The sequence below is a fragment of the Mesorhizobium sp. W016 genome (assembly GCF_054719485.1).
Genome location: NZ_JBTTIF010000002.1, coordinates 5,317,258 through 5,335,679, shown reverse-complemented (window position 1 = coordinate 5,335,679; position 18,422 = coordinate 5,317,258). Strand labels below are relative to the sequence as shown.

5 protein-coding genes are annotated in these 18,422 nt (G+C 64.0%); all 5 read right to left on the bottom strand.

The window, feature by feature from the left end:
- Positions 1–82 precede the first annotated feature (82 nt).
- The gene (locus ACYG9V_RS26215) at positions 83–796 is read right to left on the bottom strand and encodes a thermonuclease family protein (RefSeq protein WP_245275038.1); all 714 of its coding nucleotides are present in this window, start codon (positions 794–796) and stop codon (positions 83–85) included.
- A 13-nt stretch (positions 797–809) separates the two neighbouring features.
- Positions 810–2,009: an ABC transporter substrate-binding protein gene (locus ACYG9V_RS26210; RefSeq protein WP_023708369.1), complete on the bottom strand. Its 1,200-nt coding sequence runs from the start codon at positions 2,007–2,009 to the stop codon at positions 810–812.
- A 98-nt stretch (positions 2,010–2,107) separates the two neighbouring features.
- Positions 2,108–2,635 carry a lytic transglycosylase domain-containing protein gene (locus ACYG9V_RS26205; protein WP_460222034.1) on the bottom strand — a complete coding sequence of 176 codons (528 nt, stop codon included), beginning with the start codon at positions 2,633–2,635 and terminating at the stop codon, positions 2,108–2,110.
- A gap of 264 nt (positions 2,636–2,899) precedes the next feature.
- A complete protein-coding gene (locus tag ACYG9V_RS26200; protein ID WP_023704351.1) occupies positions 2,900–3,271 on the bottom strand; it encodes a hypothetical protein in 372 nt (123 codons plus the stop codon).
- Positions 3,272–3,338: 67 nt separating this feature from the next.
- Positions 3,339–18,350 carry a tandem-95 repeat protein gene (locus ACYG9V_RS26195; RefSeq protein ID WP_460222033.1) on the bottom strand — a complete coding sequence of 5,004 codons (15,012 nt, stop codon included), beginning with the start codon at positions 18,348–18,350 and terminating at the stop codon, positions 3,339–3,341.
- Positions 18,351–18,422: the final 72 nt, after the last annotated feature.

Sequence of the window (18,422 nt, the reverse complement as noted above, 5' to 3'; positions counted from 1 at the left end):
GCGCAATCACCTACCATCGGCCCGAAATCAGGCCTTCAAAAGCAAGGCTACGGCGGTAAAAGCGACGACACCGAATTATCGGCTATTGCGGCGGGCCGAATATCCCCATCTGCGCGTCTCTGGCCACTGCCTCCGCCTTGCCGTAGATGCCACTCGCCAGGGCCGTCGCCCAGCCATTGGAAACAAGCCAGGCGCCGACATCCTGCTTGCCCAAGCTGCACGGTGCCGCAATGGCAAAACGATCGATTTCCGGCGGCACGACGCATTTCAGCGCCCGGCCGCGCAGCCAGGAATTGAACGTCGCGCGCGCACGCTGGCCGCAAGGCCAGGCGATGCCACGAAAGGAACAGGTCTCATCCAGGTCAATGCCTTGGATCCCGCTGATGGCTACCTTGCGCCCCATCGACTCGAAGGTTGCCGACGAGGTGGCAACCGGTTGGTACAGCAGGACCTCTTTCCAATCCTTTGGCATCCGCATCCCTGCAGGCGAAGCCAGACCAAGGTCGCTGAGCGGCGGGCGCGGCTCGACCCGTTCGATTTGCGCCGGATCAAGCTGTGGCGGCGCGATAAGGTCCTGAGCAATCTTGCGTGCCCGTCCTCGCCATGGCGTATTGGCGGCGCTCGCAATTGGTCGCAGTGGCTGGCTATCGTCGATGGATTGACGCGACGCTGGTATCGGCCGATCGATGGGAAGCAGATCGGCGGCCCGCATGATCAACAAGACCCCGGCCAGGAGGAGCAGGCTTCCGAGCGCTATCAAGCGATTGTGCCTCAGCCAGCCCATCAACTCAAGCAAGGTTCCTTGCCCCTCAATACCCCGATGTCGATTTGGCGACCAGCTTGAGTGCGCCTTTTCGAACCTGATAGAAGGGCATGGATCGCTCACTGGAGCCATCCGCCCGAAACCGGAACAGGCCGGTCGATCCGCGAAATCCGCTCCGATTTTCGAGCACCTGCTTGCTGAAGCCGTCAGGCCCGGCCGAACTTGCAATTCCTGCTGTCAGGGCGACCATATCATAGGCGTAGGCGACATTGGCGTCGGCTGGATAATTGTAGGTCGTCTTGAAGCGGTCGGCGATCGGGCCGGTTTCGGTTGGGTCGAGCGTGGCGATATAGGAGCTCTCAAACAGCGGCTCCATCGGATGTTCCAGCCAGCGGTTGGTTCCAACGACGGCAATTGCTTTTCCAGGAATGCCTTTCGTTTTGAGCGCCGCAAGGATCTGCGCCGGATTGTCGTCGCCGCTGGCGATGATGATGGCGTCGGGAGCCTCGACCAGCGAGCCCACATCATCGACCACTTTGGTGCCGCCGTCGCCGGCCGGATACGGAATGGTGACGGCGAGCGTCGCGCCATAGATGCTGAGACTGTTGGCGACCCGCTTTTCCACCACGCTGGCATTCGGGCCCGCCGCAACGAGCAACACGAACTTCTTGCTGCCTTTGGCCGCCAGGCCGGCTGCGCCCGCGGCCGCGCTGTCGGCCTCGTTGAGGCGCACCGCATAGACGCCCGGGCCGCCGGCGAAATTGTCGGCCAACGCCAGCACCGGCGGCCGCTTCGATCCCGACAGCTTGGCTATGTGCTGCGCGGCCGCGAGTTCGACCGGGCCGATGACGATCTTGGTTCCAGTGGTGATCGCCTTCACAGCCAATTCGCTGGCGTGCGCGCTGTCGCCCTTGGTGTCCTCGACCGTAACCGTGAGCAGTGCGCTGCCAAGGTCGGCCATTGCCAGCTTGGTCGCATCGAGCATCTTCCGGCCGTTTTCGCCGGCGACTCCCGGGGCCGACAAAGGCAGCAGCATCGTGACCTTCGTCGACCCGGTACCGAGCGATCGCGTGGCTTGGGCCGGGCTGGCAGCGGTGCCGGCGGCCGGCGCTCCGGGTGCGGCGATCGCCGCCTGGTCGAGCGCGTCCGAGACGCTGCCTTTCGACTGGCAGCCCGACACTATGCCCGCTAACGCAAAGACGATCGCCCACGTCCACGAACCGTGTCGCTGCCGGCCAGAATCCATGATGCCTCCCTCATATCCCGCCGGGTATTTGTCCCGGTCTCATCCGTTCATCTTACGGCAGACTTGCCTCGCCGTCTTTGCAATTGCTGGATTATGGCTCAGCCGTCGAAAAGTCTTGCCCGGAGCGCCTTGATCATTCTGGCTTGCCCGGCGCTTCGATAGTCCGCGCATTTCATGTATCGTGGGCCCGGCACGAACAGGCGGCGCACACAAATCCGCCTCGCCGGGGCAGGGGCACCATCGTCTCCTGCTGTCGGGAATGCGGAGAATCCGAACGTCGCCACCGGCAATGGCCCGGCCACCGCAAAACCTTCTCTCGCCAGGATTGCACGCGCACGCCGGCAGTAGCGGACCGAAAGTTCGGAGAACCGGGTTTCACCGTGCCCGGCGCGATACTTCATGACGGTGGTGCAGAGATCGCCTGCGGCAAGGCTGTTTGCCTGCGCCAGATATCTGACGCCGAGCGCGATGTTGGTCGCCGGCGCGCCAAGCTCGTCGAGCGAGCCACGAAAGCCCAGCATTCGGGCCGTCGCGGGCATTACCTGCATCAACCCGACCTCACCATCGGCGCCGTGCACATCGGGATCGAATCCGCTTTCGATCTCCATCACCGCGTGCGCCAGCACCGGCTCCAGGCCGTAGAGCGATGCCTGGCATGTCGCAAACGCCTTGAATGTCGCGCGCGTCCATTCGGAGGCGGTGTCGCAGCGAACCGGCCGCCTCAAGCCGAACGGTGCTGGTCTCTCCAGGCTAGGTCGTTCCAGCCAGTTGGCGCAGGCTTGAGTGGCAAGCTGGCCAAAACCGGTCAATGCGATCGCTCCGGCGATCGCCCTCGTCAATCGTCCGCCGACCATCGGGTCAGCCAACCGGCACTGCCGGATCCCTTTCGGTCAGTTCATGTACTCGACCATGCGGTCGTGGAAGCACTCGCACTTGTTGAGCGTGTCCTCGTCCTTGTAGTTCGTCTTGAGGTAGCCATAGGCCATGCCGCAGGCGACCTTGGCTTCCGACGCCCAGACGAAGGCGGGGCGGGACGAATTGATCCATTCCGAGCTGTTGGCGACGGCCACCGACTCGTCCATCAGCTTCACCACCTGGACCTTGAGATCGACGATGTTGTCGTTCAACACCAGGTTCGATGTGCCGACGGTCCGGCAATAGTCGGCCACCGGCCCGTCGATGATGTCGGCGGCATAGCCCGTCGATCCGACTGCCAGAAACAGCGTCGCAGCGGAAACCAACAGTCTTACGGAACGTTTCATGATGAGATCCCCTCTGTATTCCTAATCTCTAATACATAGCATAGTCGCGTGGCCCCGCACCATGCTCCTAGACCACGTTTGCCGTTGTCGTATGCTGCGTCACTCCGTCATCGTAGAGCAGGGTGATCGTGTTGGCGACGGGTGCGTTCGTCAAGGTGGCCACGTCCACGAAATTGGCGCCGTTGGCCAAACCGTCGGCGTCGACGCTGAGAGTGTTCGTTCCCGCATTGTAGTTCACGAAGTCGCCGACATTGGCCCCTCCGGCGGCTGTATCGAACAGTGAGGTAAGGTCGATGATGTCGCCATGGCCGCCGACACCGCTGTAGTCAGCGATAAGATCTTTGATGTCGAGGTGCTCGAGCTTGAACGTATCGACGCCTATACCACCGGTGAGCGTGTCCTGACCGGAACCGCCGATCAGCAGGTCGTTGCCGTCGCCGCCGAACAATATGTCCGCTCCCGAGCCGCCGTAAAGCGTGTCGTTACCGGAGTTGCCCGACAAGGTATCATCGCCGCGTCCGCCGGAGAGGATATCAGCCTGGAGATTGAGTCCATTGAGGGTGTCGTTGCCGTCCTCGCCGAGCAGCGTGGTTTCTGTCGCGGTCGTGGTGTGAGTGTCCACGCCCGAAGTTCCTTGCCAGGTGCTGAGATCGGGCGAAAGGTGTGCCGTCACTGACCCGGCAATTGGGTCGCCGTCACCGTCGGTTGCCGTGACCGGGATCGAGATGTCGAACGGTGTGACGGCGTTGGCGGTCGTGTAGGTGACCGGGCCCAGTTTGAAGTCATTCGAGCCAACATTGGCCGAAATTTCGATTGCGCTGAACGGGTCTGAATTTGCAACCACGGTAAAGGTGTCGCCTTGCGCAAGACCGGTGATCGTCCACGTTCCGTCCCCATTGTTCGTTGCGGTCGGAGTAGCTCCGCCGGAGCCGTTGACGACAGTGACCAAGGCGCCGAGGGCCGTGCTTTCGCCGGTAACATCACCTATGTAGGTGTTATCATAGTCGGCGTTGACCGGGCGGATCGTTATAGAAACCAGGCCAGGTCCCGAGACATTGCCAATCCCCTGTGTATAGCTAGCCACCTCGTAGTGATCCGTATAGTGGGTTCCCGCCCCGATGCCCGCGGGGGTTCCGGCGATGGTGCCGTCGGTGGTTGCATTGCTGACGAAATCGAAGCGGATCTTCTCACCAGGGCTGATGCTGTTTCCGCCATCGACGCCCCAACTGCCCGTGCTGGTGTTCACGGAATTGGGGCTGTTGGCGGTTGCAAGCAGGTCGCTGGTTGAGCCGATGGAGTCCAGGACAATCGCTTGGTTGTTGCCACCGCTTGGCGAGAAGTTCGCCGTATTGAACTGGTTGCCGGCAAACATCGTCGCGGCCTGGGTGTATGTCCAAGTATCTGTCGCCGGGTTCAGGGTCGCCGTGAAAGCGAGGTCGCTGCCGTTCGCGGCCGAGGTCCGTCCCTCCACAGTATGCGTATCGACGACGTGGAAGAAGACCTGCTCGCCATTCAGGAATATGTTTGTGCTGCCTGATGTGACGGCCGCGCCTTCGGTCACGTTGAACACGACATTGCCAACGCCGTCAGCACCGGCGCTCGCGGCAAAATTGATGCTCTCCGTCAGCACCGTATGCGTGGTGTTTTCCACGAAGATGCCATCCGGCTTGAATGGCAGCGGAACGTCGTCCAGGACCGTCAGATTGACCGATCCGGAAACATGATCACCGCTGGTGTCGGTTGCCACCACCTGAAGCCCGTTGATGGTGACGTTGCCCGAGCCGGCAAGATGCTGGAGCTGGTCGGTCAGTGTCGCGGTAACGACGGGTGTCAACGAACTGTTGGCGCCGGCGCTTGTGTTTGACAGCGCCAGATAGACGAATGCGCCGAGGTTCACGCTGCCGGCCGTTTGTATCAGACTGCCGACGAGTTGGTTGCCCACGAGCGCCCAGCTGATTGTGTATCCAGAGGCTAGGCCAGAAACAGTCGGCGCCACCCAGTTTGGATCGCCGGTCGGGTTGGCGAATGCAACATTAATGGCTTCGCCGGTCGTGGTGAAGGTGATGCCGCTGATTGCTTGCGCCGTCTCGCCGCGGCTGCCTGGGTTGGTGCCGGTCACGGCCCCGGCTTGGAGATCCGCAGGCGCCGAAGCATCGAGCGTGGTGTCGAGCGCGGCTTCGTTCAATGTCAACGATGCAGTCCCGCCACCAGATGGAACGGTGTTGGTCTGCACATTCAGGGTCACCGTGGCCGTCGAAGTGTCGCCGTCGCCGTCCTTGATCGTGTAGGTGAAAGAGTCCGACCCGATATAGATGCCCGTCGGCGTATAGGTGAACGTTCCATCGTTGTTGTAGGTGACGGTGCCGTGAGCACCGTTGGTGGCGGTCACCTGGCCGCTGACCGGATTGTTGTCGGTGTCGACGCCATCGGCGCCAAACTTGTCATTGGTCAGGAGGCCGGTGAGGACCGTCGCACCGGTGATCGTTGGCCCCCAGGTGTCATTCGTCGCGGTCGGCACGTCGTCGACGATGGTGATGACGAGATTGCCGGCTGGAGCGCTGTCGCCGTCGGCGTCGGTGACGACGACCGCGAAGCTGGTGCTCGACGGATCGGTCAGCGTGTTGTCGATCAGCGTATAGGCGTAGCTGATGGTGCCGATGCCGGTGGTTGCATTGTAGACATAGCTGGCCGTCAGCGATCCTGTGGTGCCGTCGGCAAAAGTCTGGGCCGAGCCGGTCAGCACATGGCCACCCAGCGAGACGGTGGTCAGGCCGTCGGGCGAGGTGAAGCCGATGGTGCCCGAAGTGGTCTCGGTGGTTGCAGGCTCGTTGGAGCCGGCCGGTTCGCCGGCGCGTGCCGGCAGGCTGGCTTCATAGACGGTGGTGGTGGCGCCGCCGGCAGCCGGAATGGCGTCGGTCGGGGTTGAATCGCCGATGGCGATGGTCAGCGTGGTGTGCGAGGTGTCGCCGTCGCCGTCCTTGATGGTGTAGGTGAAGACATCGCTGACGCCGCCCTGCGTGCCGGCATCGCGAACATAGGAGTAGGAGCCGTCGGCGTTGAGCGTCAGCTTGCCGTAGCTGCCCTGGACCTGGGTGCCGAGCGTTGCGGCATTGTCGACATCGAGATTGGTGTTGCCGGCGGCAACGCCGACCACGGCAGCGCCATCGGCGCCCTTGACGTCGATGCCGGTGACCGGCGAGGTGGTGCCAACCGCGCTCAGCACATTGCCGGTCTCGGCGGTGAACTGGTTTGACGCAACACTGTCGGTATCGGCGTGTGCGGTCGGCACGTCGTCGACGATGGTGATGACGAGATTGCCGGCTGGAGCGCTGTCGCCGTCGGCGTCGGTGACGACGACCGCGAAGCTGGTGCTCGACGGATCGGTCAGCGTGTTGTCGATCAGCGTATAGGCGTAGCTGATGGTGCCGATGCCGGTGGTTGCATTGTAGACATAGCTGGCCGTCAGCGATCCTGTGGTGCCGTCGGCAAAAGTCTGGGCCGAGCCGGTCAGCACATGGCCACCCAGCGAGACGGTGGTCAGGCCGTCGGGCGAGGTGAAGCCGATGGTGCCCGAAGTGGTCTCGGTGGTTGCAGGCTCGTTGGAGCCGGCCGGTTCGCCGGCGCGTGCCGGCAGGCTGGCTTCATAGACGGTGGTGGTGGCGCCGCCGGCAGCCGGAATGGCGTCGGTCGGGGTTGAATCGCCGATGGCGATGGTCAGCGTGGTGTGCGAGGTGTCGCCGTCGCCGTCCTTGATGGTGTAGGTGAAGACATCGCTGACGCCGCCCTGCGTGCCGGCATCGCGAACATAGGAGTAGGAGCCGTCGGCGTTGAGCGTCAGCTTGCCGTAGCTGCCCTGGACCTGGGTGCCGAGCGTTGCGGCATTGTCGACATCGAGATTGGTGTTGCCGGCGGCAACGCCGACCACGGCAGCGCCATCGGCGCCCTTGACGTCGATGCCGGTGACCGGCGAGGTGGTGCCAACCGCGCTCAGCACATTGCCGGTCTCGGCGGTGAACTGGTTGGACGCAACACTGTCGGTATCGGCGTGTGCGGTCGGCATGTCGTCGACGATGGTGATGACGAGATTGCCGGCTGGAGCGCTGTCGCCGTCGGCGTCGGTGACGACGACCGCGAAGCTGGTGCTCGACGGATCGGTCAGCGTGTTGTCGATCAGCGTATAGGCGTAGCTGATGGTGCCGATGCCGGTGGTTGCATTGTAGACATAGCTGGCCGTCAGCGATCCTGTGGTGCCGTCGGCAAAAGTCTGGGCCGAGCCGGTCAGCACATGGCCACCCAGCGAGACGGTGGTCAGGCCGTCGGGCGAGGTGAAGCCGATGGTGCCCGAAGTGGTCTCGGTGGTTGCAGGCTCGTTGGAGCCGGCCGGTTCGCCGGCGCGTGCCGGCAGGCTGGCTTCATAGACGGTGGTGGTGGCGCCGCCGGCAGCCGGAATGGCGTCGGTCGGGGTTGAATCGCCGATGGCGATGGTCAGCGTGGTGTGCGAGGTGTCGCCGTCGCCGTCCTTGATGGTGTAGGTGAAGACATCGCTGACGCCGCCCTGCGTGCCGGCATCGCGAACATAGGAGTAGGAGCCGTCGGCGTTGAGCGTCAGCTTGCCGTAGCTGCCCTGGACCTGGGTGCCGAGCGTTGCGGCATTGTCGACATCGAGATTGGTGTTGCCGGCGGCAACGCCGACCACGGCAGCGCCATCGGCGCCCTTGACGTCGATGCCGGTGACCGGCGAGGTGGTGCCAACCGCGCTCAGCACATTGCCGGTCTCGGCGGTGAACTGGTTGGACGCAACACTGTCGGTATCGGCGTGTGCGGTCGGCACGTCGTCGACGATGGTGATGACGAGATTGCCGGCTGGAGCGCTGTCGCCGTCGGCGTCGGTGACGACGACCGCGAAGCTGGTGCTCGACGGATCGGTCAGCGTGTTGTCGATCAGCGTATAGGCGTAGCTGATGGTGCCGATGCCGGTGGTTGCATTGTAGACATAGCTGGCCGTCAGCGATCCTGTGGTGCCGTCGGCAAAAGTCTGGGCCGAGCCGGTCAGCACATGGCCACCCAGCGAGACGGTGGTCAGGCCGTCGGGCGAGGTGAAGCCGATGGTGCCCGAAGTGGTCTCGGTGGTTGCAGGCTCGTTGGAGCCGGCCGGTTCGCCGGCGCGTGCCGGCAGGCTGGCTTCATAGACGGTGGTGGTGGCGCCGCCGGCAGCCGGAATGGCGTCGGTCGGGGTTGAATCGCCGATGGCGATGGTCAGCGTGGTGTGCGAGGTGTCGCCGTCGCCGTCCTTGATGGTGTAGGTGAAGACATCGCTGACGCCGCCCTGCGTGCCGGCATCGCGAACATAGGAGTAGGAGCCGTCGGCGTTGAGCGTCAGCTTGCCGTAGCTGCCCTGGACCTGGGTGCCGAGCGTTGCGGCATTGTCGACATCGAGATTGGTGTTGCCGGCGGCAACGCCGACCACGGCAGCGCCATCGGCGCCCTTGACGTCGATGCCGGTGACCGGCGAGGTGGTGCCAACCGCGCTCAGCACATTGCCGGTCTCGGCGGTGAACTGGTTGGACGCAACACTGTCGGTATCGGCGTGTGCGGTCGGCATGTCGTCGACGATGGTGATGACGAGATTGCCGGCTGGAGCGCTGTCGCCGTCGGCGTCGGTGACGACGACCGCGAAGCTGGTGCTCGACGGATCGGTCAGCGTGTTGTCGATCAGCGTATAGGCGTAGCTGATGGTGCCGATGCCGGTGGTTGCATTGTAGACATAGCTGGCCGTCAGCGATCCTGTGGTGCCGTCGGCAAAAGTCTGGGCCGAGCCGGTCAGCACATGGCCACCCAGCGAGACGGTGGTCAGGCCGTCGGGCGAGGTGAAGCCGATGGTGCCCGAAGTGGTCTCGGTGGTTGCAGGCTCGTTGGAGCCGGCCGGTTCGCCGGCGCGTGCCGGCAGGCTGGCTTCATAGACGGTGGTGGTGGCGCCGCCGGCAGCCGGAATGGCGTCGGTCGGGGTTGAATCGCCGATGGCGATGGTCAGCGTGGTGTGCGAGGTGTCGCCGTCGCCGTCCTTGATGGTGTAGGTGAAGACATCGCTGACGCCGCCCTGCGTGCCGGCATCGCGAACATAGGAGTAGGAGCCGTCGGCGTTGAGCGTCAGCTTGCCGTAGCTGCCCTGGACCTGGGTGCCGAGCGTTGCGGCATTGTCGACATCGAGATTGGTGTTGCCGGCGGCAACGCCGACCACGGCAGCGCCATCGGCGCCCTTGACGTCGATGCCGGTGACCGGCGAGGTGGTGCCAACCGCGCTCAGCACATTGCCGGTCTCGGCGGTGAACTGGTTGGACGCAACACTGTCGGTATCGGCGTGTGCGGTCGGCACGTCGTCGACGATGGTGATGACGAGATTGCCGGCTGGAGCGCTGTCGCCGTCGGCGTCGGTGACGACGACCGCGAAGCTGGTGCTCGACGGATCGGTCAGCGTGTTGTCGATCAGCGTATAGGCGTAGCTGATGGTGCCGATGCCGGTGGTTGCATTGTAGACATAGCTGGCCGTCAGCGATCCTGTGGTGCCGTCGGCAAAAGTCTGGGCCGAGCCGGTCAGCACATGGCCACCCAGCGAGACGGTGGTCAGGCCGTCGGGCGAGGTGAAGCCGATGGTGCCCGAAGTGGTCTCGGTGGTTGCAGGCTCGTTGGAGCCGGCCGGTTCGCCGGCGCGTGCCGGCAGGCTGGCTTCATAGACGGTGGTGGTGGCGCCGCCGGCAGCCGGAATGGCGTCGGTCGGGGTTGAATCGCCGATGGCGATGGTCAGCGTGGTGTGCGAGGTGTCGCCGTCGCCGTCCTTGATGGTGTAGGTGAAGACATCGCTGACGCCGCCCTGCGTGCCGGCATCGCGAACATAGGAGTAGGAGCCGTCGGCGTTGAGCGTCAGCTTGCCGTAGCTGCCCTGGACCTGGGTGCCGAGCGTTGCGGCATTGTCGACATCGAGATTGGTGTTGCCGGCGGCAACGCCGACCACGGCAGCGCCATCGGCGCCCTTGACGTCGATGCCGGTGACCGGCGAGGTGGTGCCAACCGCGCTCAGCACATTGCCGGTCTCGGCGGTGAACTGGTTTGACGCAACACTGTCGGTATCGGCGTGTGCGGTCGGCACGTCGTCGACGATGGTGATGACGAGATTGCCGGCTGGAGCGCTGTCGCCGTCGGCGTCGGTGACGACGACCGCGAAGCTGGTGCTCGACGGATCGGTCAGCGTGTTGTCGATCAGCGTATAGGCGTAGCTGATGGTGCCGATGCCGGTGGTTGCATTGTAGACATAGCTGGCCGTCAGCGATCCTGTGGTGCCGTCGGCAAAAGTCTGGGCCGAGCCGGTCAGCACATGGCCACCCAGCGAGACGGTGGTCAGGCCGTCGGGCGAGGTGAAGCCGATGGTGCCCGAAGTGGTCTCGGTGGTTGCAGGCTCGTTGGAGCCGGCCGGTTCGCCGGCGCGTGCCGGCAGGCTGGCTTCATAGACGGTGGTGGTGGCGCCGCCGGCAGCCGGAATGGCGTCGGTCGGGGTTGAATCGCCGATGGCGATGGTCAGCGTGGTGTGCGAGGTGTCGCCGTCGCCGTCCTTGATGGTGTAGGTGAAGACATCGCTGACGCCGCCCTGCGTGCCGGCATCGCGAACATAGGAGTAGGAGCCGTCGGCGTTGAGCGTCAGCTTGCCGTAGCTGCCCTGGACCTGGGTGCCGAGCGTTGCGGCATTGTCGACATCGAGATTGGTGTTGCCGGCGGCAACGCCGACCACGGCAGCGCCATCGGCGCCCTTGACGTCGATGCCGGTGACCGGCGAGGTGGTGCCAACCGCGCTCAGCACATTGCCGGTCTCGGCGGTGAACTGGTTGGACGCAACACTGTCGGTATCGGCGTGTGCGGTCGGCATGTCGTCGACGATGGTGATGACGAGATTGCCGGCTGGAGCGCTGTCGCCGTCGGCGTCGGTGACGACGACCGCGAAGCTGGTGCTCGACGGATCGGTCAGCGTGTTGTCGATCAGCGTATAGGCGTAGCTGATGGTGCCGATGCCGGTGGTTGCATTGTAGACATAGCTGGCCGTCAGCGATCCTGTGGTGCCGTCGGCAAAAGTCTGGGCCGAGCCGGTCAGCACATGGCCACCCAGCGAGACGGTGGTCAGGCCGTCGGGCGAGGTGAAGCCGATGGTGCCCGAAGTGGTCTCGGTGGTTGCAGGCTCGTTGGAGCCGGCCGGTTCGCCGGCGCGTGCCGGCAGGCTGGCTTCATAGACGGTGGTGGTGGCGCCGCCGGCAGCCGGAATGGCGTCGGTCGGGGTTGAATCGCCGATGGCGATGGTCAGCGTGGTGTGCGAGGTGTCGCCGTCGCCGTCCTTGATGGTGTAGGTGAAGACATCGCTGACGCCGCCCTGCGTGCCGGCATCGCGAACATAGGAGTAGGAGCCGTCGGCGTTGAGCGTCAGCTTGCCGTAGCTGCCCTGGACCTGGGTGCCGAGCGTTGCGGCATTGTCGACATCGAGATTGGTGTTGCCGGCGGCAACGCCGACCACGGCAGCGCCATCGGCGCCCTTGACGTCGATGCCGGTGACCGGCGAGGTGGTGCCAACCGCGCTCAGCACATTGCCGGTCTCGGCGGTGAACTGGTTGGACGCAACACTGTCGGTATCGGCGTGTGCGGTCGGCACGTCGTCGACGATGGTGATGACGAGATTGCCGGCTGGAGCGCTGTCGCCGTCGGCGTCGGTGACGACGACCGCGAAGCTGGTGCTCGACGGATCGGTCAGCGTGTTGTCGATCAGCGTATAGGCGTAGCTGATGGTGCCGATGCCGGTGGTTGCATTGTAGACATAGCTGGCCGTCAGCGATCCTGTGGTGCCGTCGGCAAAAGTCTGGGCCGAGCCGGTCAGCACATGGCCACCCAGCGAGACGGTGGTCAGGCCGTCGGGCGAGGTGAAGCCGATGGTGCCCGAAGTGGTCTCGGTGGTTGCAGGCTCGTTGGAGCCGGCCGGTTCGCCGGCGCGTGCCGGCAGGCTGGCTTCATAGACGGTGGTGGTGGCGCCGCCGGCAGCCGGAATGGCGTCGGTCGGGGTTGAATCGCCGATGGCGATGGTCAGCGTGGTGTGCGAGGTGTCGCCGTCGCCGTCCTTGATGGTGTAGGTGAAGACATCGCTGACGCCGCCCTGCGTGCCGGCATCGCGAACATAGGAGTAGGAGCCGTCGGCGTTGAGCGTCAGCTTGCCGTAGCTGCCCTGGACCTGGGTGCCGAGCGTTGCGGCATTGTCGACATCGAGATTGGTGTTGCCGGCGGCAACGCCGACCACGGCAGCGCCATCGGCGCCCTTGACGTCGATGCCGGTGACCGGCGAGGTGGTGCCAACCGCGCTCAGCACATTGCCGGTCTCGGCGGTGAACTGGTTGGACGCAACACTGTCGGTATCGGCGTGTGCGGTCGGCACGTCGTCGACGATGGTGATGACGAGATTGCCGGCTGGAGCGCTGTCGCCGTCGGCGTCGGTGACGACGACCGCGAAGCTGGTGCTCGACGGATCGGTCAGCGTGTTGTCGATCAGCGTATAGGCGTAGCTGATGGTGCCGATGCCGGTGGTTGCATTGTAGACATAGCTGGCCGTCAGCGATCCTGTGGTGCCGTCGGCAAAAGTCTGGGCCGAGCCGGTCAGCACATGGCCACCCAGCGAGACGGTGGTCAGGCCGTCGGGCGAGGTGAAGCCGATGGTGCCCGAAGTGGTCTCGGTGGTTGCAGGCTCGTTGGAGCCGGCCGGTTCGCCGGCGCGTGCCGGCAGGCTGGCTTCATAGACGGTGGTGGTGGCGCCGCCGGCAGCCGGAATGGCGTCGGTCGGGGTTGAATCGCCGATGGCGATGGTCAGCGTGGTGTGCGAGGTGTCGCCGTCGCCGTCCTTGATGGTGTAGGTGAAGACATCGCTGACGCCGCCCTGCGTGCCGGCATCGCGAACATAGGAGTAGGAGCCGTCGGCGTTGAGCGTCAGCTTGCCGTAGCTGCCCTGGACCTGGGTGCCGAGCGTTGCGGCATTGTCGACATCGAGATTGGTGTTGCCGGCGGCAACGCCGACCACGGCAGCGCCATCGGCGCCCTTGACGTCGATGCCGGTGACCGGCGAGGTGGTGCCAACCGCGCTCAGCACATTGCCGGTCTCGGCGGTGAACTGGTTGGACGCAACACTGTCGGTATCGGCGTGTGCGGTCGGCACGTCGTCGACGATGGTGATGACGATTGCCGCCGGGGCTGACGAGGAGGTGCCGTCCGACACGGTGAGCGAGAAGGTCTCGGTCTCGGTGACGGCGGGAACGTCCGTGGTCGGACTGGTCAGCGTGTACTGGTAGGTCGCTACGCCGGTTACCGCGTTGTAGCCGGTGATCAGCAGCGTGCCGTGGTCGCCCGGGAAGGTCGAACCGTTGAGGCTGCCGATGGCAACCGTGGTGCCGCCGATGGTGACGCTCTGGACGTCGTCGAGGCCGTCGGGGTCCGATACCGTGAAGGTGCCGGTCGCCACCGTGCTGCCGTTGCCGGCCGCCGAGCCCGCCGCAAGGCCGGCTTCATAGACCAGGTCGTGCGCGCCGGCCGGGTTGCCCTGGTCGACGACGATCTGCGGCACGTCGTTGGTGCCGTTGATGGTGATGGTCAGGGACGCCAGAGCGGTATCGCCGTCGCCATCCGCCACAGCATAGTCGAAGCTCTCGGCCACGGTCTGGCCGACATCCAGCGCCTGTACCGCGGCATACCCGGCCGGGTTCTGGGCTTGGGTGTAGAGCACATATGTGTAGCTGCCGTCGGCGCCCACCGTAAGCTGGCCGTAGGTTCCAGCAACGTGGTTGGCAACGGCGCCGTCCCAGGTGATCGAGCCCAAGCCGTCGGTGCCGAGGTGATCCGCGTGGCCGTCGGTTGCGTTTGCGTCGGCGCCACCCACGCCCGTGATCACATTGCCGTCTGCCGTGAGCGGCCCATCTTCGGTGACCGAGTCCTGATCGTTGACCGCAACCGGGCCATCATCCTGGAATTCGATGCTCAACGCGACATGGGATACGGCGGTGCTCGTGTCGCCGTCGAAATCGGTGATGGTGGCCTTGACGTGCAGGTCGGCGGCGACGGTCGCTATGTCGTCAAAGGCTGCGGTGCTTGAACCGTCGACATTGTGAGCGATCGGCTGATATTGCCCGATCCAGACCGCTCCGGTCGGATCGACATAAACCTTGAAGACGTCGACGCCGTTGGCAGAACCAACGAGAACGCCGTCCGCATTTGTCGAGAGCATGATCGCCGAGCCGTCGAGTGTCTTCAGGCCGGAATCGACGTTTGACAGCGGATTGCCAATCGCGTCGGTGACGGCAAACGAGAATGTCGCGTCGTCATCGGCGCCGACCGAGGCGTTGAAAAGGCCGAGCGCGCTGGCTGACGATTTTGCGTAGCCCAACGCCCCCGGCTCGTCCACCAGAGCTGGCGGGGAGAGAGCGGTGTCATCCGCCGGATTGGGATCTGCGGCGTTGTTGACGCCGGCGGACTCGTCGTGGCTGACCCGGAAGACCTCGGTCTGCGTTGTGACTGTCGTGACCTTGGCTTCGATGCCGAAGATCTTGAACGGGTTGCCGCCAGTCAGGGTCGCATCGGTTCCGCCAGCGTTGGAATCGAAGGTAAAATCGTTGTAGTTGCCCACCTTGAGCTGGTCGAACGGGGTGCTGCCGATGACCTCGACAGTCGCACCATCGGGCACGCCGGCGAAGGCATAGCCCACCTGCACGCCGCCCTCGAAGACAGCCGTGCCGGCCGTCAGCACACCATTGATGCTCACGGTGAACGGCTCGAATGTGCCACCGTCCTTGGCGCCGATGAACATCACGGCGGCTTCGACACCCTGGGCTTCCGCAACATCGATCGTGAACTTGACCGAGTCGACGTCGTATGAACCACCGTCGGTGATGCTGGGCGGATTCGGATTGTTGGGGGCGATGACAAGATTGTTGACGAAGTCCATCGTCACGATTTCGGGGCCGGTCAAATGCGGATGGGTTTCGTATCCGTCGATGATCTGGCCGTCGCCAACGCCGATCTTGGTGCCGGTGGTGTTGACGGAATTGTCGCCTTCGTTGATGTCGACGGCGCTGAGCTTGATGTCGTGGTTGCCTGCGCCATCCATGCCGCGAACATCGGTGTTGCCGGCCTGCAGCGTGTAGACGATCGTTTCGGTCGTGGTTGTGGTCGTCGTGCCGGCATCCCGCGCGACGATCTGCGGAACGTCGTCGAGCACCTGGACCTTGAATGTACCAGCCGCCAGTCCGATGGTATCGCCGTCACCGTCCATGGCAACGACAAAGGCCGAAAGATCGATACCGCCATTGGCAAGCGTATTTTCGGTGTTGTCGCCCGGGAGCATATCCAGAGTCGGATGATCGATCTGATCGATCAGGGTGAAGACATAGGAGCCGTCCGCACCGACGGTCAGGGTGAAAACAGGACGATCCGTGCCCGCCTGATAGCCGGCGCCGGCGCCTACATCGACATAGCCGGTCAGGGTCGTGCCGTCGGAGACGATGAGGACGTTGCCGCCTTTCGAATCAAATCCCGAATCCGATGGGGTGGTTTGGGTGACAAGGCCGAAGGCCGAAGTCGCATTCGGGCCGTCAGAGCCGAAGTCGACGATTGCATTCAATGCGCCGGCAGCACCGATGGCAACCGCGGAGTTTGTTCCGGTCACTTCGCCAGGCTGAAGATTGTCGGCATTTCCGGTGGACTGGCTGTTGTGCAGACCGTCTTCGTCGACATTCGCGGTGACCTGGGCGGTGCCAGTAACCTTCGGCCCGTCATCGTCGAAGGAGAATGCGGAGCCTTGGCCGTTGATCAGGTCGACGGTCGCCTTCTCTGTGATGGTGTCGCCGTCGCCATCCTGGCGCGTTACCTCATATTGCAGCTGAACCTGGCCGCCATTGGTCAGCGACAGATTGAGTTCGGAATCGAACTTGTTGCCGTCGGCGCCATGGTTAAGTGCCTCATAGAGCGTGGTCTGCAGCTGCTCGGCGCCAGGCGCCCCGGTGATCGCGATGGTCAGAACCTGATCGCCATGCGTGTCGCGGCCGACGATCACTCCTCCTTCGAGGAAGAGCGTGACGGCGCCGCCGTCGGTGGCGGTGAGATTCGTGGCAAGGCCACCGGCCGGAATGCCGGTAAAGCTCAGATTCCCGGTAACGGTACCAGGACCGTCCGAACCATAGCTGCCGCCGACAGTGAACAGATTGGTCAGTCCGCCTGCTACCCCGGTGTTGACCTGCGCCAGGCCCGGACCGGCATCATCCGTGTTGGCGTTGCCGCCGGCATCTTCGGTCTCGCCGATAGCGCCGTTGTAGCGGTCCGCGCCAACCGTCTCGTCAAGCTCGACGGAAAGCAGGCCAGCCGCTCCATCGTGGGCGCCGACCGTTAGGCTTGGCCCATCGTCGTCGAAGGAGAATGCGGAGCCTTGGCCGTTGATCAGGTCGACGGTCGCCTTCTCGGTAATGGTGTCGCCGTCGCCGTCCTGGCGCGTTACCTCATATTGCAGCTGAACCTGGCCGCCATTGGTCAGCGACAGATTGAGTTCGGAATCGAACTTGTTGCCGTCGGCGCCATGGTTGAGCGCTTCGTAGAGCGTGGTCTGCAACTGCTCTGCGCCGGGCGCGCCGGTGATCGCAATGGTCAGGACCTGATCACCCTGCGTGTCGCGGCCGACAATCACTCCTCCTTCGAGGAAGAGCGTAATGGCCCCGCCGTTCGTGGCAATGAGATTCGTGGCAAGGCCACCGGCCGAAATGCCGGTGAATGCCAACTGCGCGGTCGTGCTGCCTGGCCCGTCGGCACCGTAGACGCCGCCAACGGCGAACAGCGAAGAAAGGCCACCCGCCAGGCCGGTCGTCACCTGGGCCAGGCCAACGCCGTCATCCGTGTTGGCGTTACCGCCGGCATCTTCAGTCTCGCCGCTATTGTAGCGGTCGCCGCCGACCGTCTCGTCGAGTTCGACCGAAAGCAACTGTGCCGCTTGCGCAGTTGCCTGGACCGAAAGCGTTGGGCCGTCGTCCAGCACACCAATATTGAGGGTCGCGGTGGCCGGATCATTGTCTGTGTCTGTAACCACGACGGCAAAGCTGTCGGAAACCCCCTCGGTCGTTCCGGTCGATGAGTTGTCGTGATGATCAAGAGTGTTGTCGGCAAGGGTATAAATCCAGCTATAGCCGTTCGTAGGATTGCCGGTGACCACGAGCGTGCCGTATTGCCCGGCAACGCTGCCGCCGTTGGTCACGTCCACACCGTCAATGACAAGCGTCCCGATGCCATCACCCGAGACGATGTTGAAGGTCCCTGAAACCTGCTCGGCGGTGCTGGCCGGGTCCGTCCCGTCGGAAAGCGCGGCCTCGTTGACGACAAATCCGGAGCCAATGTCGATTGTCGGCGTCGTATCTTCTTCCCTGACCCCGATCGTCAGCTCACGCGGCTCCAGCCGTCCAAATTGCAGGTCCGTCGGCGGCAACAATGCGGAAAGATCGAAGCCGTCGCCGATACCACCTGGGGGAATGGTGAAGTCGCCGCCGGCACTGCCTGGGGCGCCGCCCGGGCCGGCCGAGATCGAACCATCGGCACCGAAGGCGACATCGACGTGGCTCGCTTCAAGAGCGGCCAGCAAGGCCACGCGCGGAACTTCGACATCACCGATGATGAAGGTCGGCACGTTGAGCGCGCCATCCTTGATGAGGATGACTGAACCGTCGGCCTGTTCCAGCAACAGATTGTGGCCGTCGACCTTGATGTTGTCGATGGAGACGTCCGCCGGAAGCTTCACGATGTTGCTGGCGTCGGCCACGTATTCATGCGGCGCGGCTGCCGCCGGCGCTTTCGCCTCCGCGGGTGCTGCCGGCTGAACGGGTGCGCCACTGCCGACATCGACCGGCACCGGCTCGGCAGGCGCCGCCTGAGCGGCCTGCGCTACCTGGATGCCTGCCTGCGATGGCGAGCCGCCATGTTCATGTGAAGAGTGCTCGTCCCAAGAATTCGAGACGGTATCCAAATCGTTACTGGTCGTCATCGCCAAACCCCTCCGGCATTTCCCGGATAGAGACAGTGACGACTTCTGCTTTGCAACTGTCCCGCAATCAAT